The following is a 26980-nucleotide window of genomic DNA, read 5'->3' on the forward strand; positions in this document are numbered from 1 at the left end:
GATTGTTTAAGCTCAGAGACCATGTTAGAAGATTATCAAGCCGATATTGATCGATATGTGATCACTCAAGGTGGATCTTGGATCTATCTTTTATTGACGAAACAAGGATTATGGGCTTTAGCGGAATATCGGTTTAGTCATTGGGTGAGAACAGAAGTTCAGATCCCTATGATTAAACAAATTCTCAAAACCTTGGGATTTATTTGGCACAAAATTATTGAGATTATAGCCGGGATTGATATTCCCTCTAAAACCCAAATTGGTAAAGGGTTGTATATTTGTCATTTTGGTGGGATTATTATTAATCAGGATGTGAAAATTGGGGAAAATTGTAATATTAGCCAGGGGGTGACGATTGGAATTGGAGGTCGAGGCGAAAAATCCGGTTGTCCTGTGATTGGTGATCGGGTTTTTATTGGGCCTGGAGCTAAAATTTTTGGTAAAATTAAGATCGGGAATGATGTGGCAATTGGAGCCAATGCCGTCGTCACCAAAGATTTACCCGATAACGCCGTGGCTGTGGGAATTCCCGCTAGAATTGCCAGTTATCAAGGCTCCAAAGAGTTTATCCTCTACAGAGATGGTGTCAGCCCTATTGAGACTCCAGAGATTTAGAAAAATCCGTTGAACTATCAAGATCTTTTCTTGTTCAAACCCTCAATAATTGTTGAGTTAAACTCGCGGGTCAGGACGGGCTAATTTCTTTTTCAAGCTTTGAATCACTGAATTTGCAAGCTCTGTGGGCAATACTCGTTTGATGATCAATTTAATGATTAACTTTTGAATATAACTTTCTCCAAGAATTCCCGGATAGAGTGTGACGGCTTGCCATAATTTTGCCTGGGCATAATCAAGTCCCTTGGCATCCGTATCATAGGCTAAACATAAATCGGCAAGGTATCGGTACATAAAAGCCAAACTGCGATTTTTAAGCCGTTGTAATTCCGGGGGTGCTGCCTGATAGGCTCGCTCTAAAGCGCGTAACCCTTCTTTTTCCATTGCATCTACTTTAGAACTCATTGAACCCGCTACTTTTCGATACAAAATCTGGACTTTAGGAACAACGGCAAACTGAAATTTAGCAGCCACTCGCAAACAAAAATCCCAGTCAGAAAATACCAAATTCGGTTCATATCCCCCGACCACATCAATCACTTCCCGACGAACCAAAACATTAGAACCACTGGCAATAAAGTGACCCAACAATAAATCAGGATAAATATTTCCCTCAACCGTTGATTCAGCACCTTGGACAAAGGAAATAGATTCTCCATCATCCATCATATTCACCGTCCAGCTATAGACGGCACTGGCTTGGGGATTTTTTTCTAAGGCGGCAATTTGTAACTCTAATTTATCTTCTGTCCATAAATCATCATTATCAATAAAGGCGATAAATTCACCTTTTGCCTGTTCAATACCCCGATTTCGGGCGACGGAAACCCCACCATTAGGATAGGCAAAGACCTGTACTCGTGGGTCAGCAATTTGCTTAACAACCTCTATGGTTTTGTCTTTAGAACCATCATCAATGACTAGCACTTCAAAGTCTGGAAGTGTTTGTTTCTGAATCGATTCGATGGTTTCTACAATGGTATTTTCCGCGTTATAAGCCGGAATAATTACAGAAACTTTCGGCATAAATTGACATCCTTAATATCTATAAAAGAGGAGGATAAAATTGATCGTCCCCTCTAACTACTCAAAAATCAGAAGTGGATTTTCAGCGTTGTTTAATAATTTTATAAACCGCTTCAATCACATCCTCAACGTCTTGATCTGTTAATTTAGGAGAAATTGGTAAACTAACCGTTTCCCGTCCCACTTTCATGGCATTGGGATAATCTTCAGGTTTCCAACCAAAGGTACGCTGATAGTAGGGATGTTCAGCAATGCTTAAATAATGTACCCCAACACCAATTTTTTCAGCCGTCATGGCATCCAAAAACTTATCCCGTTTAATCCCTGTTTTTTCCTCATCAATCAGAATTGTATATAAATGATAGGCGTGACGAGTTTCGGGTTCAATATCTGCGGGTAATTGTAAAGGCAAATTCGCAAAAGCCTCATTATATTTTTGCCAGATTTCTTGACGACGTAACCAACTTTCTTCCACGCGCGCTAACTGATGAATTCCGATGGCAGCCTGAATATCTGTCATATTATATTTAAACCCGCACTCCTCAACAAAATAATGCTTAAAACCAGCATCAGAAAATCGTTGCCAAGCATGGCGCGTCATCCCATGTAATCCTAAAACTTCAATCCGTTCAATTCGATCTTTATCAGAAGAAATAACCATTCCTCCTTCACCCGTAATCACATTTTTGGTGACATAAAAACTGAACACCCCAAAATCCCCAAAGGTTCCCGCTTTTTTTCCTTTATATTCAGTTTCAATAGCATGGGCACAGTCTTCAATCACGGCTAAATTATGCCGATGAGCGATGTCCATAATTGCATCCATATTACAGGCTCGACCTGCAAAGTGAACGGGTAAAATGGCTTTAGTATTGGGCGTAATTTTGGACTCAATTGCTTCAGGATCAAGATTAAACGTATCGGGATTAATATCCACGACAACGGGAGTTGCTCCACTATGAATAATGGCATTGACCGTGGCACAAAATGTCATAGATGTGGTAATGACTTCATCCCCTGGTTGTAACTTTAAAGCAACACAGGAGAGATGTAATCCAGCCGTACAAGAATTTAGTGCCACTGCATAGGGAACACCTTTATAAGTGGCAAAATTTTCCTGAAATCGCTTAACTTTTGGCCCAGTTCCTAACCAGCTAGACTTCAAACTATCAACCACTTCATCAATTTCAGTCTGATAGATTTGAGGCGAAGCAAACACTAAAAATGTTTCTCTCATTTGCTTATTAGTCTGGTAATATATCTATAGGTAGTAAAATAGAGTTCTTTTGGGAAAAGAACTGAAGTTACCAATGAACACCCTTAAATTCAGCACCCCTATTCTTGGCAGGGCGGTTTCAAAGTTTGTTCAAAAATGCGTAGGCACCTTGGGGCATCGCCATCGCCAGATCTTAAAAGCCTTTCTCTGTAAAGAAAAGCACGATCAGTTAAGACAAACTTAAATTCATAAAACCCAAGATACTACATTTTCGTCAGCTTGTCAATAACTGGTCAATTCCCCTGGGTAAAATGATCGGCTACAATCCCCGGTGAGAGTTGTGACCGTTTCAAAGGTATATGAAATCCCCAGAAGTATTATCCCAGTTAAGCTGTTCCCAGTTAATCAAGAATTTTCAACACAACTCAAATAGGATTGCTATATGAAAATTGATGTCAAAGTCCTGCAAAAAAGATTAAAAGAAATTATTATAATTAAAAATTGAACTCACTTCCTGATCAACCATTATGAACTGGATTCAAACTCGCTATCAAGTTGCTTTATTTTATTTGTTGTTAATAGGAATAGCAGGAAGTATTATTTATGCAAACCGTGTTTTTGGCGATTCAACAGATCAATTAGCCTGTAATTTACCTGATAATCAACAACAATTTGTTACTTCGACGGGAGAGGTTTACAAATGGAATCTCGTAAAAATCGGAGGCGGAGGATTTGTTACCGGAATGGTGATTCATCCAACAAAACCCGATTTAATTTATGCGAGAACTGATGTTGGGGGTTTATATCGTTGGAATTCGGAAAAACAAACCTGGATACAACTGATCACATCAGATAGCGTTCCTCAAGAAGTTCCGCTCAATATTGAAAGTATCGCTCTCGATCCTCAAAATTCTAATATTATTTATGCAGCCGCAGGTGATTACACTCAATCTAATAATAAATTAAAACCTGGTACTATCTTAAAATCAGAAAATCAAGGACAATCTTGGAAGATTCTCACCCTCTCTTTACCGATGGGAGGAAATGAATTTTGGCGCTGGACAGGAGAACGGTTAGCCGTTGATCCTAAAAATAGCAATATCGTTTATTTCGGTTCCCGTCTAAATGGGCTTTGGTCTAGTCAAAATGGGGGTGAATCTTGGAGTCAAATCAACCCTGATCAAGTTCCGATTGGAGAAAAACACCCTGAAACAAATCAGAAAGCTGGGGTGAGTTTTGTAACTTTTGATCCGACCTCGGAAACCCTAGAAGGAAAGACAAAAATTATTTATGTTGGAGTCTCCAGAAAAGGAATTTATCGCACCCAAGATGGGGGTAAAACTTGGGAATTATTAAAACAGGATGCTGATGCTGAATTAGTTGCTCAACAGGGAGTTGTCAATAGCAAAGGCGAATTAATTGTTAGCTTTTATCAAAGTCAAAAACAGCCCGATGGTAAGGTACGCAAATATACGAATAATACCTGGGAAGATATTACCCCAAAATCAGGACGAAACTACTCGGCGGTTGCTGTTGATCCGCAAAACCCTAATACTATTTTTGTGAGTAGTTATCCCATGACCCCTGACGATATTTATCGTTCAACGGATGGAGGAAAACAGTGGACGACCTTAAAAAATCAGTTAAATAAACTTTCTTGGTGGCCTAATTGGAGTTTTTATAATTTAATCGGTGCGATCGCTATTTCTCCCCAAAATTCTAATCAAGTTTGGTTAACAAATGGGATTGGAATTTGGAAAACAGAAGACGGCTTAAAAGATCAAATAACTTGGTCAGCAACGGTGAATGGAATAGAAGAAACTGTAGCTTTTGATGCGTTAAGTCTTCCAGGGAATAATGGTATAATTACTGCGATCGCTGATTTTGATGGATTTCGTCATGAATCTTTATGTACGATTCCTCAAAAGTCTCATGGGGGAGGAGTATTCAATACCACAACTAAATTAGCCTATAGTTTTAATCATCCTAATTTTGTAGTTTCTGTGGGTGCAAATCATCAAGAACCGGATAAAATTAGAGCCGGATTTTCTCAAGATTACGGAAAAACTTGGCAGCAATTTGAATCCCTTAAAAATAAAACCCATCCCCCTGAATTAGTGTTTGGAAATGTAGCCGTTTCTGCCACAAATCCCGATCATATTGTTTGGCAACCTACCAATGATCAGCCTCCCTACTATACCCAAGATCGAGGAAAAACCTGGAATAAAATTGATTTCTTTGAACAAGAAAACATTGGAGGTGGTGCCCATACCCATCTCTGGAATCGACAACAGGTGTTAGCGGCGGACTCCGTACAGGGGGATACATTCTATATTTATCATCACCGCAAAGGCTATTTTCTTCGCAGTGATAATGGGGGTAAAACTTGGATGATTGTTAATCAAACTTTACCCGGTGGAATCTGGAATGGTGCTAACGTCAAAACCATTCCAGGAATAGCAGGGGAAGTCTGGGTGAGTCTTAAAGACAAAGGATTGTATCGTTCTCGTGACTTTGGACAAGATTTTAGTCGCCTCCCTAATGTTGAAGCTGCTCAAGTTTTAACCTTTGGTAAAGCAGCACCGGGAGTTAATCATCCGACAGTCTTTATTCAGGGACGTGTCAAAGGTGAAATGGGGATTTTTCGTTCTACTGATTTGGGTCAAACTTGGGTAAAAATTGCCGACCATCCTATGAATTCTTTTGCGTCCTCAATGGTCATTGTCGGTGATTTAAACAGTTTTGGGCGAGTGTTTTTGGGAACCGGAGAAAATGGGTTTATCTATGGACAACCTGAGTAAAGGGTTCTTTTTTGACTCTATAGCAATCCGCGCCGAGGTTGTAATTGTTATATGTTTTTTATTCTTGATGTTCTTTTTGGTCTAAATCTGAGTGACGGAGAACGGTAAGAATCAGGGTTATATCTTCATTCGGAAGGGGAATTTTAGAAGACTTTAATAACTCTGGTTTGAAAGAATCAGGAAAAACCAGATAACCCTCGGAATCAAATGTAAAATCTTCTAAGGTTAATCCTAAAACAAGAAGTTTGTTAGAGATTTCTTGATGAATCACGTCCCTAACATTAACTTCTGGTTCTAAACAGTGGGGATGCTGTAATAACCAAAGAGTTGTTTGAGGACAGGTATTAACGACGGCTTGAACAGCCTTGATCAAGACTTCTTTAATATGATTAGGATTAGGAATAAAGCTGAGAAAATTTTTCAGAATAGAAAGGTTATTGACGTTTTTATCTTTCAGTAACGCAATAGCAATATTAATTGTCACTTCAAAATCTTGTGAGTAGCTATACATAGTTTTGATGATTAATTAGGGACTCAAGAATAACGCTAATGATTTACATCTAAGATTTATCCGGGAATTGAAGAAACTTTAATAGAGGCAAAAACTAGCTTTATTTTGTTCTGGTTTATCCGGTAAATAACAATGCAACATTTCTAACAACATTTGCGGCCAGAAGGGTTTGTATAAAATTGCATTGGGTAAGTAATTAGTTGGCCATTTATCAGTGGTTTTGAATTCATACCCCGTGGTTAAAATAAACGGCTTTTTTTCATACTTAAAATCGCTGCGAATTTTTTTGAGCAATTCTAATCCATTGCCATCAGGAAGGGTATAACTACATAAAATGAGATCAGGATCTTCTTCTTTTAGCCGTTCATAACCTTCTTGAACTGTATGAGCTTTTACGGAATAAAAACCCATTTCCATTAGCCATTCCGATAAAATTTCCAGCAGAAATTTATCGTTTTCAAGAGTTAATATTTTATACATAATCTTTTCCTGGCTTAGGAATTACAACTATCTTCTATCTACAAAAAATTTATGAATTTTTTATGAATTTAATAAAAATTTAATATTTACTTTGATAATTGATAACTGTCAACTGTCAACTGTCAACTGATAACTGATAACTGATAACTGATAACTGATTTTACTCTTCCCAATGCAACAGCAAGCGCATCTGTTGAACTAAATCAGGAGCGGTGAAGGGTTTAGTAATGACTCCAGTAATAGGAAGTTCAATCAATTGTTGCTTTTCGTAAATCTGAGCTTTTGCCGTTAATAAAATCACCGGAATCGATGCAATAATTGAAGTTTCCTGTATTTTTTTAAAGGTCGTAATACCATCCATTTCTGGCATCATCACATCTAATAGAATAACATCAGGATGGTCTACTAACGCTCGATCAATGCCTTGCTGACCGGATGTTTCCATCAATACCTCCCATCCAGCAATTGCTTTTAAGGAAATCTGTACAATTTGACCGATCGCCCGATCATCATCAATAATAAGAACTCGCTTCATAATTAATAGGAATTGTAAAATAAAATGTACTGCCGACTTGGAGACGACTTTCCACCCAAATTTGTCCCCCATGCTGTTGAATAATACTCCGACAAATGGCTAATCCTAAACCAGTTCCCCCTTTTTCCCGCGAATCAGAACTGTCAACTTGGTGGAAGCGTTCAAAAATACTCTCCAGGTTTTCTTTCGGAATTCCCCGTCCTTGATCTCGAATTGCAAATAACAAAAATTGAGAGGTTAGGGGAGGATAAATTTTGTTGGAGGTCGAAGCTTGATGTGCATTGATAGTGGGTTGTTCATCATCTGAAGAAGATTGATAAAGATGCACTGAAAGATGAATTACAGAGTGATTAGGGGAGAATTTAATGGCATTACTCAGCAAATTAATCAAAACTTGTAATAATCGATCTGGATCAGCATCAATCTCAAAAGGTTGAATCTGACTTTCAAGGACAACCCCACCTTGATTGGCTAACTCCTGCATTTGAGCAATCGCGGTATTGATTAAAATCGTAACATCACAAGGGCGAATTGCCAGACGAATTTTACCCGATTCCAAACGCTCTAAATCCAAAATATCATTCACCAAACGCACCAACCGATTAACCCCGGTCATGGCAATATCCAGGGTGATTTGTCCTTCAGGAGACTGCGGTGCAATAATATTGCTATGGAGTAAACTCAAACCCGCCTGCATAGATGTTAGTGGCGTGCGTAACTCATGACTGACAATGGAAATAAATTCAGCCTTCATGCGTTCGAGTTGATAACGTTCTGTAATATCCTCTCCAATACTAAGCGTACCAATAGGCTGACCCTCAACATTTTGCAATAAAGTATTATTCCAGGCGACCATGCGTTCCTCTCCCGATTGGGTAAGAATAGAATTTTGATAATAGGGATGGAAATCAGTCGCTATAATGTCTTGGAACATTTTGTTAACCTCTAACCTTTGATAGGGGGGAATAAAGTGATCAAACCACATTTTTCCTAAGACTTCCGCTTCCGAATATCCGGTTAATTTCAGGAAAAAAGGATTGATATATTCAACCTGACCCTCTTCATTTAAAGCCACAACAATTAACTGCACATTATCGAGAAGAGATTGCCAACGGCGGTTGGATTCGCGTAGGGTTGCTTCCGTTTGTTTTTGCTGCGTAATATTACGAATAATAGTAGAAATAAATTGAACTTGATTCGTCCCATATGTATGAGCCAGGATTACTTGAGAAACCGGAATTTCCTCTCCATCCGATTTCAAAATAGCTGTTTCTCCCATCCAAACTCCTTCTCGAATTGCAGTCGGAATGCCCTGATCTCTAAGAATAGAAAAAGCCCAGGGCGGGTGCACATCAGGAATCAAAAGTTGATCAATTGGTGAGTGTTCTGGAAAGCCAAATATTCGACGACCTGACAAGTTAAGGTATTCTACCTCCAGGGTATTAACCGCAGCCGTTCCCACAATATCGGACGTTACTTCTAAAATATCAATTAGTTTTTCTCGCTCGATTTCAATTCGTTTGCGATCGCTAATTTCTATAATAATATTCCCAATTGCCCCTTGATTTTCAGCGTTCCCTGGAATCCGAAAATAGGACACCAACCAATAGCGCATCACATTAGGTTCTTCGGGTAAAGCCATCGCAACTTCTCTATTAGATATAGCCTCCCCCGTTTCCAATACCCGTTGTAATAAAGGTAGAATTGAGGGAGCGAGATGGGGTAAAATTTCAGTGACTGAACGATGAACATGGGCTTCAATAGAATAACCATTCATATCAGCCAAAGCTTGATTCACTCGCACAAAACGCAACCGATGATCTTGAATTCCTAAGCCAATATTAGCAACAGCAGCCGCATCAAAGAAACTTTGTAACAGTTGTTCAGTATTTTTTAACTCCCTCTCCATGACTTCTCTAGTTATCAGTTCCTTTTGCAGACGATTATTCATTTTAGTTAATCTTCTTGTGCGTTGTTTAACCTTTTCTTCTAGTTCCGTATTCAAATTGTGTAGGGCAATTTCTGCCTGTTTACGCTCAGTAATTTCTAAAGTAATTCCTAAAATATGGCTCGGTTGACCGTTCGCATCCATCAGCAGATATCCTTTGCTTAACATCCAATGGAAACCCCCATCCAGCCCATAAATTCGATATTCAACAGTATAAATATCGTGGTTTTCCAAAGTATTTTGGAAGCTGCGTTCAAACTGGGGAAGATCATCAGGATGAAGTAAAGTTTTCCAAGCCTCAAAATCAGAAACTCGACCTCCTAAAGGCAGTCCCCATAACATTAATTGATTGTCATTACAAGTTAATTGATTACCCCGCAAATCCCAATCCCAGCACCCAATCTCGGTTAACTCTAGAGTCATGCGAAGCCGTTCTTCACTGACTTTGAGGTCTTGTTCTAATTGTTTACGTTGCGTAATATCCTCAGAAAAAATAATAATCCCACAAAACTCCCCCCTGCTATTAGACCAAGGGCGAACTTCCCAGCGAACCCACTGTTGAGTTCCATCAAGACGCACCAGCAAATCCTCATCGGATTTTTCTATATTTCCAGCTAGACACCGCCGATGGACTTGTTTCCAACGTTCAGGAATTTCAGGAAAAATCTCATAATGCGATCGCCCTAAAATAGACTCAATCGACCCTAGTTGATAATCCTCTACCCAACGTTGACTAGCCATCACATAACGCAGATTTTCATCCAGCATGGCAATTCCCGCCGGAGCATAACTAACAAACAGGCGCAGGGTTTCTTCCCGTTCCATCAGGTCAATCTCCACCTGTTTACGGGGGGTAATATCCTTGATCACCCCTAACATTCGAGTCGGTTGATCTCGGAGAACATTACCCGCACCCCAAACCCAATGCAAGCTCCCATCAGGCCAAATAACTCGATATTCCACCGAGTACAACTCTTGAGTTTGGATGGACCGTTGTAATCCCGCCTCTACATCCTCGATATCATCAGGATGGACAGACCTTTGCCAAGTCGGATAATCGGAAACAGCAGCCTCAGGATCTAATCCCAATAGGCGGAAGTGATTGTCATTCCACACAACATCCTGAGTTTGCAAATTCCAATCCCAGCAGCCAACCCCCGTTAAATCTAGGGCTAAATTTAACCGTTCTTCATTAATTTGTAACTGGGTTTCTAAATGTTTCCGTTCCGTGAGATCAAGAGCACAACCAGCCACCATCACCACATGACCCTCTTGATCACACAAAGCCTTTCCCTTCGCCAAAATCCAGCGCACCGTACCATCAAGCCAAATAATTCGATACTCCGCGTTATAGGGTTGTTGATGGGCGATCACTTGTCCGATTTTTGCAGTGATCACAGGGCGATCTTCGGGATGGATGCGTTGGATAATCGAGTTAAAAGTCACAGTTCCAGAAGTGAGGGGAAAGCCAAACATCGCCTTAAACCGATCAGACACCGTAGAAACTTGAGCCGCCACATCCAGACACCAGGTTCCTAAATCAGCCGATTCCACCGCCGTTTTTAACCGTTCTTGACTGTGTTGTAACGCGATTTCTGCCTGTTTTCGGTCTAATAATTCCTGTTGTAGTTCTTCGAGTAAGGTTGCTTGCTGAATAGCAACACTCACTTGAGTCCCTAATTCCTGCATCAAGTTAACCTCATTAGCCGTCCAAAATCGAGGAGCCGTACAATGATGGGCAATTAATAACCCCCAAAGATGTTCTCGCAATAACAGGGGAACGATGAGGTTACTGCGGATGTGTAACTGTTCCAGAAACTCTCGATGACAGTCACTGATGTCAGGATCGGTGTAAATATCTTGGATCACCCTGGTTCGTCCCTGTTCGTAGGGTGTGACCCAGGTGTAGGGAAAGTGTTCTTCTGGCATCACCACCCCTAGAAGGGATAAAGTTGGATCACAAACCGACTCCTGTAGGATGATACCCGTGCGATCAGGTTGAAATTGATAGACAATCACGCGATCGCTTTGTAGAATCTGTCTAATTTCCGTAACGGTTCTTTGCAGAATTTCTGCTAAATTCAGGGACTGACGAATCGATAAAGCCGTCTTAGCAATCAACTGTCGGCAGTGTTGTTGCCATTGTTGTTCCCGCAAGAGTTGAGTTTTTTGAACTAAATGAGTCACGGATCGATTTAAACTATCCGCAGTAATCTGGCTTTTATCTAAATAATCTTGAGCACCGTATTTGAAGAGTTCAACGGCAATTTCTGTATTTCCCTGTCCGGTAATAACCAGAGCCGGACATTGATGATTTTCCCAATATTTCCGAAATTGGATTAAAAATTCTAACCCGTCCATATCGGGTAAACTATAATCTAATAGCAGAATATCGGGCTGATTTTGTTGACACCAACTTAAAGCTTCTTCCCCTAAATTAAAGTTAATAAACTGATAAGTATACTCCTGATTTTGTCTGAGGAACCGTTGATAAATATTGCAATCAATTTCACTATCTTCTACACATAGAACTTGCAGGGATTTACCATTTTCCCTAGAACTCAAGTAATTTACCAACAATGAAGGTTTAGACGGGCTCTGTTCTGTTACCTGTGTTAGGGTTGCCACCTGCGCCCGTAGCACCTCTAACTCCGCGATTAATTGTGCTTTCGTCTTCAGGTGATCCATAATCAGTTATCAGTTATCAGTTATCAGTTATCAGTTATCAGTTATCAGTTATCAGTTATCAGTTATCAGTTATCAGTTATCAGTTATCAGTTGACAGTTGACAGTTGACAGTTGACAGTTATCAGTTATCAGTTATCAGTTATCAGTTATCAGTTATCAGTTGATAGTTGATAGTTGATAGTTGACAGTTATCAATTATCAATTATCGGTTGACAGTTTTTATTGATCCTAGTATTTTTAAGGATGGCAAAAAGAATTTTTCCGACTTCATCGGCATCTTGATAGATACTGTTAAAAGCTTGTTCATCTAAATAGCTTGTGTCTTTTAATAAAGAAAGCCAGTATTTAGTTTCCAGACATTCTTTATAAGCAATAGAGATTTTGGCAGAAAAATCTGCTTGAGATATTGCACCATTGGCTTCAGCAATATTCGCTCCAATTGATGTACCACTTCTAATTAACTGCTTAGACAAAACCCACTCCTGCTTATTTTGAGTTAGATATTTATAAGCATTAACAACCCGAATCGCAAATTTATAAGCTTTATCATAAACCAAACTTTTTTGACACAATCCTTCATCACTCATCAATACCTCCTCTTATTAACTAATGATTCATTCCCCAACATCCAATTGATTAAGACTAACCCCCAACTGAGTACAGACGCGACATGGCGCGCCTCAACTGTCAACTGATAACTGATAACCTGTCAACTGATAACTGATAACTGATAACTGATAACCTGTCAACTGATAACTGATAACTGATAACTGATAACTGTCAACTGATAACTGATAACTGATAACTGTCAACTGATTACTATTCGACTTCTGCCTTGGGCTTTAGCTTGGTAAAGGGCTGTATCCGCAGCTTGGTAAAGGGTTTGTATGTCTTTGCCATCATCAGGAAACTGAGCAATTCCGCCACTAAAGGTGACTTGAAAGGGAATTCCATTCTTAGCCCAGAATTGGTGCTGGCTGAAAACCTCAAAAATCTCCTGTAATCGATGAATTCCAGTGGATTTCATTATCCCATATATCCCTATTACAAATTCCTCGCCCCCCCAACGTCCTACCACGTCTTCTTGTCTTAAGGATTGTTGTAAAAGTTTGCCCAAATAACTTAAAACCTGATCTCCGATATCGTGTCCATATTGATCATTGATGCGTTTGAAATGATCTAAGTCCAACATTACTAGACTGAAGGGTTGTTGTTGTCGTTGGGCTAAATGGAGTAAGGAAGTCAGGTCTTGTAACGCTTTTCGCCGGAGACTAACTCCTGTTAACTCATCCAATTCCGTCATTTTCCAGCGTTTTCGCTGTTGAAGTCGAATTTCAATCCGAGTCAGCAATTCTTGGGGGCCAATGGGTTTCGATAAAACATCATCAGCCCCGGCGGTAAAACTGCGTTGAATGGTTTCAGGGTCAGTATAACCGGATAAAACCAAGATGGGTAATCGGTTCCAGCGTGGATCACGGCGAATAATTTCACACAAATCCCAACCCGTGACACTGGGGGAGGGTATGGGATCTGTCAGGTTCAAGGCGCAGATGTTGGATAATTCCAAATCCAGAATTAACAAATCAGGAGCCGTTTGTTCTAAGATTTCCCAAAATTTTTCGGCTTGATTCAGCAAGATGACCTGATAACCTGCGTCTTCTAATACACTTTCTAAAGCTTCTAGTAAAATTAGATTGTCATCAACGACTAAAATCCGAGTCGATAGGGAATTTTTTTGCTCTAAAACTTGGGATACCGCCTGCATGATTTGATTGGGAGTTAAGGGTTTTTGCAAGAAGCAGGGACTTCCCAACCGCGCCGCCTCAATTCGCTTCATCCAGGCGGGTTCTGCCGTTAACATGACCACTGAAATATTGGGATATTGATCTCGTACCGTTGCGAGAAAATCTAATCCCGTTTCTGTAGAATTCGGGAAGTTGAGATCCAAGATCATGCCATCAAATTTATACTGAGTCAACAATTGTTGGGCTTGTCGGAGATCCGTGGCAATATGAGATTCATAGCCCCAATTCACCGCTTCAATAGCAATAATTTGAGCCAAGGGAAAATCATCATCTACAAGTAACAATGTGCTGCGAATCGGGGTTTTAGATTGAGGTTGAGGTTGGGGGTCACTTTTGGGGTGAATCTGTTGATTAGTCTGTTCAATTGTGTTCCGTAATTTGGTTGTTAAGGTTTGGAGTTGGTCGGCTTCTGCTAATCCCAAGGGTTCTCCCGATTTCAAAATCTGCTGAATTTGGCGGGATAAATCCGAGGCTGACATTAATCCAAAACACCCTAATGATCCGATTAACGTATGAATTTCTCGTTCAGCATGGTGTTGTTGTTCGGGGGTTAATCGTCCTTCATATAAGGCTGCGATCGCCTGTTGAACAATGGATAAGCGATCGCAGTAAAGGGGTTGGGACTCCTGCCACACGGGCCACAATTCCGGTAGCATTTCTGAAGTTAGGAAAGACGGATCTAATTGTTGAGAAAATTCCTTCAAAACTTCCGGTTTTTTTTGTGATTTTTGGGCTTTATTTGGGGTTTGATTCTGTTTTTCTAATCTTAATCGATAGCCTAATTTATAAAGGGTTTCTATAATATCTTCAGATCCCTGCTCTTTGAGTTTCTTTCGTAATCCTTTAATATGCGCTCGAACTGTTCCTTCACTGGGAAAATCATCGTAGTTCCACAGACAATCTAATAAGCGACTGACACTAAAAATCTGATGGGGATTTCGCAGAAAAAGCTCTAATAATTCATATTCTTTTGCGGTTAATAAAAGGGGTTGATCTTGATAGGTTACTTGACAACTATTAAGATTCATACACAATTCCCCCCAAGTTAATTGGGGTGAGCGAGTTCCTGGATGTCGTCGCAATAAGGCCCTAATTCGAGCTAAAAATTCTTGTAAATCAAACGGTTTAACAATATAATCATCTGCTCCTGCATCCAAACCCATGACTTTATTGGTGACTGTATCCAAAGCGGTCATCAGCAGTATAGGTGTATCAGAATTCCGGCTTGAGGGGGAGGAGGAATTTACTCGAAGTTGTTGACAAAACTGTAAACCATCTAATCGAGGTAAACCTATATCGAGTAAGATTAAGTCGTAGGTAAAGGTTTCTGCAAAGTTCCATCCGATCAATCCATCTCTGGCTAAATCGACCTGATAATGATGCTGCACTAAGAGAGTTTCTAATAGTTTAGCTAAATTGGGATCATCTTCTACACACAGAATTTTCACATTTTTATTCCTTGTGGATGTTATGCGGGATGATTCAATTTTACGCACTATTGCCTACTTCTTAATCAAGTATTATAAAGGAGGTCGGTCAGCGTAACAAAGATAGAACCAGAGAAGGTTGACTAGGGAGAGAAGTCTCTTTGCGGGATAAAATGCTGAGGGGCGGATTTTTAAGCTCGAATACAGGCATTTCTTCCCAACAATGACGGCAGAACCAATAGACTTGATGGTTGCGGGTATGACGAAGCATTGATTCAGAGCAGCAGGGACAAGTATTCATATTCATAGGAGGGTTAAGGAATTTTATTCAAAGTAAAGTATTATTAAGAGTGAACTGGGACTAAAAAGTTATTCCCGGTATCCAATTCTAATGTAGACTCAACTTGTGAAAATTTTGTGAATATTCTATTTTTATTGAGTGTTTTCTATTTCTGATTGATTATTTCCTATCCCTGTTCTCACTTTCATAAAAACAACCCATTGATAGAGGTTGAGAAAACCCGCTAAAATTAAGATGAATCAAGAAGTAGGAGGACAATGGGATGCGACCGTTGCTGGAGATGCACCGACAACGCCAAATAATGGCTGCATCTCGACCCAAACCCGTTCAGAAGTTATGGCGTCAGTGGAGGAAATACTTTTATCGTCGTTTTATCCACCGTCAAGGTAAACCTGAATATTTAGCTAGAGGTTTAGCTGTTGGGGTGTTTACGGGTTGGTTTCCGTTTTTTGGCTTACAAATCATTTTAGGGGTGGCTTTAGCAACCCTTCTGCGGGGCCATAAATTGTTGGCGGTGGTTGGAACTTGGGTGAGTAACCCCATTACGTCTATTCCGATTTATTGGTTTAATTTTCATATCGGTCAATGGTTATTAGGTTTTCCTACCCTTTCTTTAGAAGAAGAACAATCTTTATCCTTTGATAATCTTCTCAACTTAGGCACAGATTTTATGATGGCTTTATTGGTTGGATCTTTCACGGTTGCCTTAATTTGTGCAATTATTAGTTATTGGGGAAGTTTATATTTTATTCACCGTTTGCATCAAAAACAATTTGATCGACGGTATCGAAAAATGCACTCATCTGATTACAATTGATTCTGGGTTATTAATTTCTGATATAAAGCTAGTAATCTTAACAAAATATCAAAAATACGTTACAATAATAGATTAGAAAGTTATTCTGGGATTGAGAATTAATGAAAACGGCATTAATTACAGGAGCGTCTGTTGGAATTGGGGCGGCGTTTGCAAAGGAACTAGCATCTCGCAAAATGGATGTGGTTTTGGTAGCTCGTTCTCAAGATAAATTAGAAAAACTAGCTGAACAATTTCAGACTCAATATAATATTAAAGCTCATGTTATTCTTCAAGATTTAACGAAACCAGGTGCAGCAAAAGCAGTTTATGATGCTATCTCTCAAGCGGGATTAACCATTGATTTACTGATTAATAATGCTGGATTTGGAGATTATGGCGCGTTTGTTGAGCGACCTTTAGAAAAACAAGTTCAAATGATTCAGTTGAATATTTTAGCTTTAGTTGAACTGACTCATTTATTCTTAACCGATATGAAAAAACGCAGGTCGGGTGCAATTGTTAATGTGGCTTCTATTGCGGGTTATCAACCTTTACCCTATTCTTCCGTTTACTCTGGAACAAAAGCCTTTGTTTTGACGTTTACAGAAGCCTTATGGGCAGAAAATAAAGACTCTGGGGTGAGAATTTTAGTAGTCTGTCCGGGCCCTACAGAATCTAACTTTTTTGTAGAAGCAGAATTTCCCCAAACCTTTGCAGGTGCAGGACAAAATTATGCAACGGCGGAGGAAGTCGTTCAAGAGACGTTACAAGCCTTAGAAAAAGAGTTTTCTACTTTAGTAACGGGAGGATTAAGTAATCAATTTATTGTGAATTTACCTCGATTTTTCCCCAGGGATACGATTGTTAGTATTGTAGAAAAACAGTTTAAACCTAAGAAATAATCTTGTTGTAGGGCTAAAGCCCTCCGATCTTAGGGTTAAAGCCCTACAACGATTGATGCGGATAAGTGCCACCGGGTAAGATTTTAACCAGGGGAGAATTGCGATAAAACACTTTCCAAAAGTCCTACCCTATAGGAAGTAATATGATGACAAACCGATCGCCCTGTTCTTTAATAACAAATGTCAATTAGTTTATCAACCTGAGTGGGAGGCTATTGTTGAATGGATTGCTCATTAAGTTATGCAGATATCCTAAAAAAAGGAGATGGTGTCTTGATTCCTGGCCATAGCCGAAAGTATTTCAGGAAGCCATATCTAAAAGCGTTAAGTTTTTTTTCAGGTTGCATGGGTTTGGATTTGGGACTAGAAAGAGAAGGAATTGAAATACTTCTGGCCTGTGAACTTGATCGAGCAGCCCGAAAAACTATTCAAACAAATCGACCAGATCTAGCCATTATTGGGGATATCAGAGATTATTCAGCGACAGAAATTCGGGAAAAGGCAGGATTGAGTTTAGCCACAGAGATCGATATAATTGTTGGTGGCCCACCATGTCAAGCGTTTAGTAGTGCGGGTAAGCGTCAAGGATTTAACGACGAACGTGGAAATGTTTTCTTAAAGTTTATTGATTTGATTATTGAGCTTCAACCCCGATTTGCAGTAATTGAGAATGTCCGAGGATTACTATCTGCTCCGTTACAGCACAGACCCCATGAAATGAGGGGGAAGAACTTTCCATCTCTATCTCAAGATGAAAAAAGGGGTGGCGCACTCCTGTTTATCATTCAACGACTCAAAGAAGCCGGGTACAGCATTTCCTTCAATTTATATAATGCTGCTAATTTCGGGTCGCCACAACAGCGAGAAAGAGTAATTATTACTTGTAACCGGGATGGAGAAAAACTCCCCTATCTCACACCAACTCACTCAGAAAAAGAGTTATATGGTCTGACACGATGGCGGACATTGCAAGAAGCGCTGGAAGGACTACCTAAAGATGGGCACCACTTTGTTAAGTTTCCTGAAAAACGACTCAAATACTATCGGCTGTTGAAACCTGGACAATATTGGCGGGACTTACCAACAGGACTTCACCAGGAAGCACTTGGGGCTTCTTATCATACAGGTGGCGGGAAAACTGGTTTCTACCGGAGGTTAGCTTGGGATAAGCCTTCTCCGACCCTAGTAACCCATCCAGCTATGCCTGCAACTGACCTCGCCCATCCAGAAGAGGATAGACCCCTTAGTATTGAAGAGTACAAGCGAATACAAGAATTTCCCGATGATTGGATCATCACGGGTACTTTACTCGATCAGTATCGACAAGTCGGAAATGCAGTACCCTGTTCTTTGGGAAGAGCTATCGCCAGAATGTTATTGACTTATTTGAAAGGAGAAACACCAATTGTTTATCCAAACTTTCCCTATTCGCGCTACCACAAGACTGACGATGTGAGTTGGATGGTTGAAACTCTCGGTGATCTTGAAGAAACATTAGGAAAGCAACTTTCTTTGAATCTAATCTGAGTGACTAAGTACCCTGCTCATGGTTTTCTTTATCATCCTTTTTATACAGATCTGAGATGTATTTTTCTAATTTTTCTTCTGACATACAATCATCACTAGATAAACCGATCATTTTATTAAGTTCGTCCCAATTTGTATTTCGCTTATCGGGTGGGTTGACTAAATCATTAAAACCAAGCTGTTGTGCTAAATCAATCCATGTGTCCAACCGTTGATAACTTCCTATTGGTTTAATATGTTTTAAATTTGGATCTTTCTTAAGCTTTTTCTTAAGCTTTTCCAGTGTACCCTTATCCGTTACTTCTATTCCTAATTTTTCGTATATGTTATTTTTTAAACTATCTCGTTTCAGTTCCCATTTAGAATAAGATCTACACCAAAGTTTACTATCAATACGATCCTTATAATCCTTATCTTTAAATATCTCCCTAATTTTTGAGCTAGAGCTATTTTCCGTATTGTCTCCATTTTTGACTTGTAAACAAATCCATTTTTCTTGAGGTGTGGTATCTTCTTGAGGTGGGGTAGGAAATTTTATGAAATCAGTCGCAAGGATGATCTCACTACGACACCAAATCCAGCCATAACTTTCAATTACACCGGCAATATATCTCTCAAGAAGACTTCCAAGAAGATTTTCTGCTGACATTGCGAGAATATGACTATTGATGTGGGTTTCAGCTTTCTCATCAGTACATTCTTCACTCTTTTGAAGTATCAATCGAACCATCTGATCTGGAATGGTTCCGCCAATTTCTAGCTCTTTCCTGATTTTCAAATTAGCTTCTTTTCTACCATTTTTGTATTTTTTTAGAATATCTACAAAGTATTGTTGAATGGTCTTTTCTTGCGTTGTTACGTCGTTTTCATCTTGCTTTTTTTTTCCGGTTGTTAGGAGTTTAGGAAACTGATCTATAAAGAAAAGTAGCTGGCAAACTTTTTCTTTATGTTCAGACTCTAGCATCGCCTCTTTCATAGCCTTCTTAATATCAGGCTCATATTGTTTCTGGAAATTTTCGTAATCCCTAAATATTTCAATTTCTGAATCAGAACTATCTATACTGTTCTCGTGCATACGATTGTTAGTATTGTGAAAAAACAGTTTAAACCTAAGAAATAATTCCGTAGAGACGTGCTATGGCGCGTCTCTACATAAGATTTAAGGATAGAAACACAATTGCGGTAAACCTAATGTTTCTTCCCAACCCATCATAATATTCATACACTGCACCCCTTGTCCGGCTTGACCTTTTATTAAGTTATCAATAGCCGACATCACAATGACTCGTCCCGTGCGTTGATCGACTTCAATTCCTAAATAACAAAGATTTGTTCCGCAAGCCCATTTTGTTTGGGGATAAGTTCCTCCGGGTAAAATTTTGACTAACGGAGAATTGCGATAAAAGGCTTTATAAATGGTAATTAAATCTTCTCGAACTAACCCCGGATCTCGTAAAGTTGCATAAACTGTTGCTAAAATTCCCCGTACCATTGGCATTAAATGGGGAGTAAATTGAACTAAAATATCATGTCCGGCTAACTCACTACAAATTTCTTCAATTTCTGGGGTATGACGATGATGACCCCCCACACTATAAGCGCCAATTGAACTATCAGCTTCGGCTAATAACATATTAACTTTAGCTTGTCTACCACCTCCAGAAGTGCCTGATTTAGCATCAATAATGGCGGTATCAGGAACCACTAATCCCTGTTTTAATAAGGGTGCAATGGCTAATAAACTGGCTGTTACATAACAACCTGCACAACCGACTAATTGAGCGGTAGAAAGGCGATCGCGATACAGTTCAGGTAAGCCATAAACTGCCGTTGCTGCGATCGCTTGATCCTGACGCTCTCCCCCATACCATTTTTTATAAATGTCTAAATTAGAAAATCGATAATCTGCCGATAAATCTAATACTTTGCAGCCTTTTTCAAGCAATTGCGGAGCCATTTGATAAGCTAAACCATTGGGGAGAGATAGAAAGACAATTTGACATTTAGAGGCAATTTTATCAAGATCAATGGGTTCTATCACTAAATCCACACATTCATTCAAATGGGGATAGAGACTGCAAAAGGGTTTTCCAGCACTACTATCACCCCCCAAATAGGCAATCTTGACCAGGGGATGATCCTGCAATAAGCGAACCAGTTGCACCCCACCATAACCTGATGCTCCCACAATCCCCACAGGAATCCGTTCTGTATTACTCATATTACCTAACTCCTAGTAAAATCCTATAATCCGTTAGACAAGCGACTGACAAGCTTTTGCTGCATGATAGCGGATTCTGGAAAAATTTGGAAAAATCTTTTGGAATTTCTCTGGGATATCTCACAGTCGAAAACCCATTTCCGCGAGTCCCATCCGTAAGCGTTCAGCTTCGGGGGAGTTGTTTTGTTCGTGTAATTCAATGGCGGCTTTAAACATCAGAAAACTATCGCTGAGTTGACCAATTTGGAGTAATAAAACTCCTAAATTTTGGAAGGTTTCGGCTGAATTGGGATTGAGTTCAATGGCTTTTTGATAAGCTGTGATCGCTTCTCGATAAGCCCCCATTGCTCTTAAGGTCATGCCTAAGTTATAATGAGCGATCGCTAAAGTCGGATCAATTTCAATAGCAGTTTGATACGCTATTTTAGCAGATTCTAGTTCTTCTTCTTGTTTAAAAATATTCCCTAAATTGTTATAGGCTCCTAGCTTCAATTGAGGTAAAATATTAATCTCAATAGCTTGTTGATAATAATGTTTTGCTTCTGTGAATTGTTGTTGTTTTCCATAAGCAATTCCTAAATGATAATGCAGTTCATATAAAACCCCTTCTTCTATCTCATTTTCTTGAGATAAACCTAACTTTAAGAGTTCAATTCCTCGATTTAAGTCTCCGATTTCGACATATAAAGCTCCTAATTTACTCGCAGCATAGGCATCATGAGGATGTTCTGTTAAATAACGTTCCATTGATGATTTTGCGGCTTGCCATTTGTTACGTTTAGTGATAGTTTCAGCTTGATATCCATCATGTAAAATCGCTACTTTCGGTAAAGTTCCAATTTTCCATTGAGGTTTTTGGCGAATTAATTCGGTAATACTATCATCCACCATTGCATGATAGGGACGAGAAAAACAAATTTGGGGATGATTTCTAAATAATCGAGACACCAAAGAATAGGGAGATTGACTCGCACCGATTTCTTGTCGAATTAAGTTAATCACAATTAAATCACGGTTTTGCATCATTTGATGCATGTATTCTCCCATTCCCGGTGCTAATCTTTCATCTGCATCTAAGACTAAAATCCATTGTCCCGTTGCATAACTTAAAGCTGCATTTCTGGCTTTAGCAAAATCATCACACCAGTCAAAAAAATGAACACTCGCCCCAAATTGTTGAGCAATTTTTGGGGTTCTATCCGTTGACCCCGTATCTACAATAATAATCTCATCAACAATTCCTTTAACGCTGTTTAAACATTTAGCTAAAGTCTCCTCTTCGTTTTTAACAATCATGCAAAGGCTTAATTTCATAACCGGAAATAAAGTTGTTTTTTAGATGCAATCAAGATTAATTTTACCTTATTCAGGTAATACCATCACTTTATCAATAACATGAATAACTCCATTACTCGCCGGAATATCAGAATCAATTACCCTGGCATCTTCGACTTGAATTTGATTATTATTAGTTCCTACCGTAATAGAATCTCCTTCTAAAGTTGTTACTTCTCCTGCTTTTAAATCCGTTGCGGTGACTTTCCCTGGAATAACATGATATTTTAATAAATCAGTGATTTTACTCAAGTCTTTTGATTTCAGGATAGCTTCTAAAATTTCTTGGGGTAATTTAGCAAAGGCTTCATCCGTTGGAGCAAAAATTGTAAAATCTCCCTTTTTTAGAGCATCTAATAATCCGGTTGTTTGTAAAATCGCTGCTAAAATTGTAAAACGCTCATCGGATAAAATCATACTGGCTAAATCTCCACCCACAGCTTTAATCACTTCTTTAGGAATTGGAAGTTGGGCGATATCTTGGCTGTCAACGAGTTTTGAATGAGGAGATATTTGAGCTTCTGCGGCGACAACGGGGGAAATTGTTCCTAACATTAGGAAACTCAAAAGGCTAAGAAGTCCGACCCGTTTACCGGGGTTTTGATATGCTGTTAAGTTGTTCATTTTTACATCCTCTTTAAATTGTTTAAATTAGTTGGGTAGAATTACGGTATCAATGACATGAATTACCCCATTACTAGCTGGAACATCAGCTTTAATCACTGTTGCATTATCAATTTTTACCGATGCACCCACTTGTACGTTAATGGTATCTCCTTCTACGGTTTCGACTTCCCCAGATTTGAGGTCAGTTGACAATACTTTTCCCGGAACAACATGATAGGTCAAAATCTTGACTAATTCTGCTTTATTTTCGGGTTTGAGTAAGTTTTCTAAAGTTCCTGGCGGAAGTTCTGAAAATGCTTTATCCGTTGGTGCAAATATTGTAAATGGCCCTTCTGCTTTCAGGATATCGACTAAATCCGCCGCTTGCAAGGCTTGGGTTAAAATTGTAAACTCACCCGCACTCACCACCGTATCCACAATATCCAGTGATGTTGTAGCGGGAATTTGGGCAATATTAACAAAGTTTGTTAAGGTGTGATTGTACAGTTGCGCTTCAACGGGTACACTTCCGCCGAGTATCACCCCAACAGCGCTAAAAAATACTGTTATTTGTTTCAATTTTTGAGTGTGATTTTGAGGATTCATAAGAATTAAAGGGGGCAATTTATCAGTTATCAGTTATCAGTAGAGACGTGCCATGGCACGTCTGTATCAGTTATCAGTTGGTAGGGGATTCATCAAAATTTTAGTTAATTTTAAACGAATACCTAACTCCTTGGATTATTATCAAAGTTATAACTTAAAACATCAATTCTTGGGCCTTGTTTGGGTAAATTATCGGCGGTTAATGTCAGGGTATCTGTTTTTTGAATTTGTATGGAGTTTCCTGCCATTACGGTTAAAAAATTATCAATGGGTTCAAGATCACAGGTTGTTGCATCCGCCGCTAACGTTCGATAATGGGTGGGAATTACAATTCGCGGATTCAAAAATTCAATGGTTTTTTTGGCTTCTTCTGGGGTATAGGATTTTGCACCTCCGCCAACCGGAATTAACATTAAATCAGGACGACCAATTAAAATGCGTTCTTCCATTCCTAAAGGGGCTGCTAGTCCTCCTAAATGTAAAATTTTAATCCCGGCTTGTTTCCATAACCAAGCGACATTAACGCCAAATCTGCGCCCTTCAAATCGGTCTTTAATCGTGCGAATCCCTTGAATTTGAGTGCCATTAAATTGATAAACACCGGGTTCATATAATAAAGCGGGATTTCCCGTAAATCCTTCTATCACTCCCTCATCTAAGAGACGGCTACTAATTAAGACTAAATCCGTTTGAAATTGTTGCGGACTGCGATAACCACTGGTACACCCAATTGGGCGAAAAGGATTAACTAAAACTCTTAATCCTCCCCCTGTAAATAAAAAAGCCGTATGTCCTAACCATTGGACAGTTAAAGTATTTCCAGAAGCAGATTGGGCTGTAGATTTTTGCCATTGAGACGTTAACCCAGTTGCTAACGTTGTTAATAGCGTGGTGGTTGTTAATTGAATTAATTTTCGCCGTTTCATAATTTTTGGGTTGACGGAAGCAACGGATTAAAGCCGGGATGACAGTTCCGAGTTAACAATTATATCTGCTCTAGGAAATTTCTTAAGAGTTGTTTTCCAGAACGGGTGAGAACGCTTTCCGGGTGAAATTGTACCCCCTGAATATGGGGATAGTCCCGATGGCGAACGCCCATAATTGTCCCATCTTCTACCCATCCGGTAATTTCTAAAACGTCAGGACAGGTTTCTCGTTCAATCACTAAGCTATGATAGCGAGTGGCGGTTAAGGGATTCTCGACATTAGAGAAAACACCGACCCCAGTATGATGAACGGGGGATGTTTTTCCGTGCATCAGTTCCGGTGCAGAAATAATATTCCCCCCGAATACTTGACCAATACTTTGATGACCTAAACATACGCCTAAAATGGGTAAAGTTGGCCCTAATTCTCGAATTAATTCTAGGGAAATTCCAGCATCTTCTGGACGACCTGGCCCTGGAGAAATCACCACAGCATCGGGTTTCATCTGACGAATTTCTTCGATAGAAATTTTGTCATTTCTAAAGACTTGAACTTCAGAAGCAATCGGTAATTCTTGACCTAGCTCTCCTAAATATTGAACAATATTGTAAGTAAAACTATCGTAATTATCAATAACAATAATCAAGGTTTAAACTCCTAATAAGGTAAGGTTAATCCAGGCGATGAAAGGAGGTAATAGTAAGATTACAGCCACAAATAATGCCACAATAGCAGAAATTAAAACGGCCGCCGCAGCGCAATCTTTAGCAATTTTAGCTAACTCATGGTAAGACTGACCCACCGTTAAATCAACAACGGATTCTATGGCTGTATTCAATAATTCCATTGTCATTACCGCCCCAATGGTTAAGCCAATAATTGCGACTTCTACCTTGGGTAAATTTAAAAAAACACCCAAGCCAATGGCTAGGGTTCCAATAATAGTATGAATCCGAAAGTTTCTTTGGGTTCTAAAAGCATAGATGATTCCAGTCCAAGCATATTTAAAGCTAACTAATAAATTAGATGCTATTGTCCAAGATAATTCTCGGTTATATTTTTTTCCCATAGCATCAGACCGGTTGGGCTGTACTGGTGTTGTTCCTTGAGGTAGAGAAATCAACGATGAGGCTGCAAATTCTGAAATAGAGGGTTTGTTTAGGTGCATTAGTGGATAGATCCTTCACTGATTACATTTTTAACCACATTCAGTTTCCATAGGCATACTGCAAGCAATCTACCATAATTTTATAAATCTGTGCTTCATGGCTCTACTAGAATTTACAGTTGTATTCTAGGGACAGGCTAAACCTAGAGTAGTTTTGTGGCTGAGTTAAATCAATCATCCGTAGAATTACATCTGTTTGTTTTTGGGGTTCTGATTTCCTTAAGTCAAACGTAAATACCCTGTGATAGATTGCTATTGGTCTTGGGAAACAGGACTGCTGCTGATGAAGGGGATATGAGTCCGAAGCGAGGACGCAAATCCAAGCTGACGCAATCGCCTACGAATTCAGAAATCTGCTCTGTATTCGGAGAGTCACCGTAGGTAGTTCACGGGACTCTACATTCTTCAGACTGTACAGATCTTTTGCTTAAGCCCCAATATAACAAATTTAAAGTAGCATTGAAATTTTTGTCAAATCTCAATCTCGAAAATATCTTGACGATTAAAGTTGTGATCAAGTATTCTAGGTTAATAGTTTAACCTTACCCCTTGTTAAAAAATCTAGTTACCAATTTACACTCTTAGTTATTATTAGGAATTTGAGCATCTTCAGGTAGATTTACAAGAAACAAACAAGGGTTAAAACTATCTAAAAATTTTTCAAAAATCCAGTTTATCAGGAGAAAAAGTATGCAAACCTTAGTTAATGAAAATATTGTAAAAAAGTTCCAAGAGCAAGGATATGTAATAATTAGAGACTTCTTTTCTCCAGAAGAAATGAAGGATTTAATTGAAGAAATTTCTTCAACTAAACCTCGACATGGATCAAGTTGCTTGACCAAAGGGACAATGACTTTTTATAGTGAGGTCTTTTTTAACAGTCAGAAAATTCAAAACTTCATTTCGCAACAGAAAATAGTCGATTTCCTCACACCCATCATTGGCTCCGATTTTTGGGTGCGTTGGGATCAAGCTGTCGCTAAAAGATCGGGTTCAGGTATATTTCCCTGGCATCAGGATAACGGCTACAGCCGGCTTAAAGATGGTTATTATCAACTCTGGATTTCCCTAACTGATGGAACTCCAGAAAATGGTGGTCTTTGGTTAGTCCCTGGTAGTCATAAAAAATTCCTACCTCATAAAGAAGTAGAAAATCACGTTGCTTACGATGGGACACCCGATAACCCGGTATCGATTCAGACAAAAGCTGGCGACATTGTACTGTTTTCATCCTTAATGCTGCACAAAACGACTCCTAATATTACCCAAGGGACTCGTTGGGCTTATGTGATTGAGTATATGTCTCTTCATCATCTTGATCCCACTGTTGAACCGCCCTACTTTGTCGTGGCTCGTGATGGTAAATCCCAACCAGAGTTTGTCCAATCTTACCCCGGCCAATTTAATTTGATCAACCAAATAAAATACCTGGATTTCCGACTGAACCAGCTAAAATACTTTGTATTTCAAAGATGATCAAAATTAACACTTTAATCAAACTATCGCTCTTTTGTCAATTGGGGAAAAGTTGATAAA

General features: G+C 39.3%; 23 protein-coding genes. 6 read left to right on the plus strand and 17 right to left on the minus strand.

Translation table 11 applies throughout. The features are described 5' to 3' along the window. Window positions 1-21 precede the first annotated feature (21 nt). Window positions 22-615, plus strand: coding sequence for a serine O-acetyltransferase (locus tag H6G57_RS10155; RefSeq protein WP_190518234.1), 594 nt, complete (start codon window positions 22-24; stop codon window positions 613-615). 57 nt (window positions 616-672) lie between these two features. On the opposite strand, the gene H6G57_RS10160 is transcribed toward H6G57_RS10155, so the two are convergent. After that, a complete protein-coding gene (locus H6G57_RS10160) occupies window positions 673-1641 on the minus strand; it encodes a glycosyltransferase (protein WP_190518236.1) in 969 nt (322 codons plus the stop codon). A gap of 82 nt (window positions 1642-1723) precedes the next feature. After that, window positions 1724-2878: a DegT/DnrJ/EryC1/StrS aminotransferase family protein gene (locus tag H6G57_RS10165; RefSeq protein ID WP_190518238.1), complete on the minus strand. Its 1155-nt coding sequence runs from the start codon at window positions 2876-2878 to the stop codon at window positions 1724-1726. A gap of 506 nt (window positions 2879-3384) precedes the next feature. Between H6G57_RS10165 and H6G57_RS10170 the strand changes: the two genes are divergently transcribed. Further along, on the plus strand, window positions 3385-5658 hold the full coding sequence (locus tag H6G57_RS10170) for a sialidase family protein (protein WP_190518239.1): 2274 nt from the start codon (window positions 3385-3387) through the stop codon (window positions 5656-5658). 58 nt (window positions 5659-5716) lie between these two features. On the opposite strand, the gene H6G57_RS10175 is transcribed toward H6G57_RS10170, so the two are convergent. The 7 genes from H6G57_RS10175 to H6G57_RS10205 all read right to left on the minus strand — a co-directional run bounded on the left by H6G57_RS10175 (window position 5717) and on the right by H6G57_RS10205 (window position 15323). Beyond that, on the minus strand, window positions 5717-6169 hold the full coding sequence (locus H6G57_RS10175) for a hypothetical protein (protein ID WP_190518241.1): 453 nt from the start codon (window positions 6167-6169) through the stop codon (window positions 5717-5719). Window positions 6170-6247: 78 nt separating this feature from the next. After that, entirely contained in the window at window positions 6248-6649 is a 402-nt protein-coding gene (locus H6G57_RS10180) for a response regulator (protein WP_190518243.1), read from the minus strand. Between the two features lie 160 nt (window positions 6650-6809). Next, the gene (locus H6G57_RS10185) at window positions 6810-7184 is read right to left on the minus strand and encodes a response regulator (protein WP_242048936.1); all 375 of its coding nucleotides are present in this window, start codon (window positions 7182-7184) and stop codon (window positions 6810-6812) included. Further along, the gene (locus H6G57_RS10190; RefSeq protein ID WP_190518246.1) at window positions 7162-11820 is read right to left on the minus strand and encodes a PAS domain S-box protein; all 4659 of its coding nucleotides are present in this window, start codon (window positions 11818-11820) and stop codon (window positions 7162-7164) included. Before H6G57_RS10190 ends, H6G57_RS10185 begins: the two co-directional genes overlap by 23 nt. A 191-nt stretch (window positions 11821-12011) precedes the next feature. Next, window positions 12012-12407 carry a four helix bundle protein gene (locus tag H6G57_RS10195; protein WP_190518248.1) on the minus strand — a complete coding sequence of 132 codons (396 nt, stop codon included), beginning with the start codon at window positions 12405-12407 and terminating at the stop codon, window positions 12012-12014. 221 nt (window positions 12408-12628) lie between these two features. Beyond that, window positions 12629-15073: a response regulator gene (locus H6G57_RS10200; protein WP_190518250.1), complete on the minus strand. Its 2445-nt coding sequence runs from the start codon at window positions 15071-15073 to the stop codon at window positions 12629-12631. 88 nt (window positions 15074-15161) lie between these two features. After that, the gene (locus tag H6G57_RS10205; RefSeq protein WP_309235831.1) at window positions 15162-15323 is read right to left on the minus strand and encodes a hypothetical protein; all 162 of its coding nucleotides are present in this window, start codon (window positions 15321-15323) and stop codon (window positions 15162-15164) included. Between the two features lie 292 nt (window positions 15324-15615). On the opposite strand from H6G57_RS10205, the gene H6G57_RS10210 reads away from it, so the two are divergent. The 3 genes from H6G57_RS10210 (at window position 15616) to H6G57_RS10220 (ending at window position 18581) form a co-directional block, all read left to right on the plus strand. Then, the gene (locus H6G57_RS10210) at window positions 15616-16170 is read left to right on the plus strand and encodes a DUF2062 domain-containing protein (protein ID WP_190518253.1); all 555 of its coding nucleotides are present in this window, start codon (window positions 15616-15618) and stop codon (window positions 16168-16170) included. Window positions 16171-16271: 101 nt separating this feature from the next. Further along, complete coding sequence (locus H6G57_RS10215; RefSeq protein WP_190518254.1) at window positions 16272-17054, plus strand: SDR family oxidoreductase; 783 nt, start codon at window positions 16272-16274, stop codon at window positions 17052-17054. Between the two features lie 222 nt (window positions 17055-17276). Next, entirely contained in the window at window positions 17277-18581 is a 1305-nt protein-coding gene (locus tag H6G57_RS10220; RefSeq protein ID WP_199314158.1) for a DNA cytosine methyltransferase, read from the plus strand. 4 nt (window positions 18582-18585) lie between these two features. Here H6G57_RS10220 and H6G57_RS10225 read toward each other — a convergent pair whose 3' ends face one another. The 8 genes from H6G57_RS10225 to H6G57_RS10260 all read right to left on the minus strand — a co-directional run bounded on the left by H6G57_RS10225 (window position 18586) and on the right by H6G57_RS10260 (window position 25345). Beyond that, a complete protein-coding gene (locus H6G57_RS10225; RefSeq protein ID WP_190518256.1) occupies window positions 18586-19656 on the minus strand; it encodes a SinI family restriction endonuclease in 1071 nt (356 codons plus the stop codon). 84 nt (window positions 19657-19740) lie between these two features. Beyond that, window positions 19741-20802 carry an N-acetyl-gamma-glutamyl-phosphate reductase gene (gene argC / locus H6G57_RS10230; RefSeq protein ID WP_190518258.1) on the minus strand — a complete coding sequence of 354 codons (1062 nt, stop codon included), beginning with the start codon at window positions 20800-20802 and terminating at the stop codon, window positions 19741-19743. Between the two features lie 120 nt (window positions 20803-20922). Then, window positions 20923-22116, minus strand: a complete 1194-nt coding sequence (locus H6G57_RS10235; protein ID WP_190518260.1) for a tetratricopeptide repeat protein — start codon at window positions 22114-22116, stop codon at window positions 20923-20925. Between the two features lie 48 nt (window positions 22117-22164). After that, window positions 22165-22761: a fasciclin domain-containing protein gene (locus tag H6G57_RS10240; RefSeq protein WP_190518262.1), complete on the minus strand. Its 597-nt coding sequence runs from the start codon at window positions 22759-22761 to the stop codon at window positions 22165-22167. 27 nt (window positions 22762-22788) lie between these two features. Beyond that, window positions 22789-23349 carry a fasciclin domain-containing protein gene (locus H6G57_RS10245; protein WP_190518263.1) on the minus strand — a complete coding sequence of 187 codons (561 nt, stop codon included), beginning with the start codon at window positions 23347-23349 and terminating at the stop codon, window positions 22789-22791. A 122-nt stretch (window positions 23350-23471) separates the two neighbouring features. Next, window positions 23472-24275: an MBL fold metallo-hydrolase gene (locus tag H6G57_RS10250; protein WP_190518265.1), complete on the minus strand. Its 804-nt coding sequence runs from the start codon at window positions 24273-24275 to the stop codon at window positions 23472-23474. 59 nt (window positions 24276-24334) lie between these two features. Continuing rightward, entirely contained in the window at window positions 24335-24922 is a 588-nt protein-coding gene (locus H6G57_RS10255; protein ID WP_190518267.1) for an aminodeoxychorismate/anthranilate synthase component II, read from the minus strand. Between the two features lie 3 nt (window positions 24923-24925). Then, window positions 24926-25345: a diacylglycerol kinase gene (locus H6G57_RS10260; protein WP_242048941.1), complete on the minus strand. Its 420-nt coding sequence runs from the start codon at window positions 25343-25345 to the stop codon at window positions 24926-24928. 789 nt (window positions 25346-26134) lie between these two features. Here H6G57_RS10260 and H6G57_RS10265 point away from each other — a divergent pair. Further along, window positions 26135-26920, plus strand: a complete 786-nt coding sequence (locus tag H6G57_RS10265; RefSeq protein ID WP_190518270.1) for a phytanoyl-CoA dioxygenase family protein — start codon at window positions 26135-26137, stop codon at window positions 26918-26920. The last annotated feature ends 60 nt before the right edge of the window (window positions 26921-26980 follow it).

The sequence above is a fragment of the Planktothrix sp. FACHB-1365 genome, assembly GCF_014697575.1.
In the GTDB taxonomy this organism is placed as follows: domain Bacteria; phylum Cyanobacteriota; class Cyanobacteriia; order Cyanobacteriales; family Microcoleaceae; genus Planktothrix.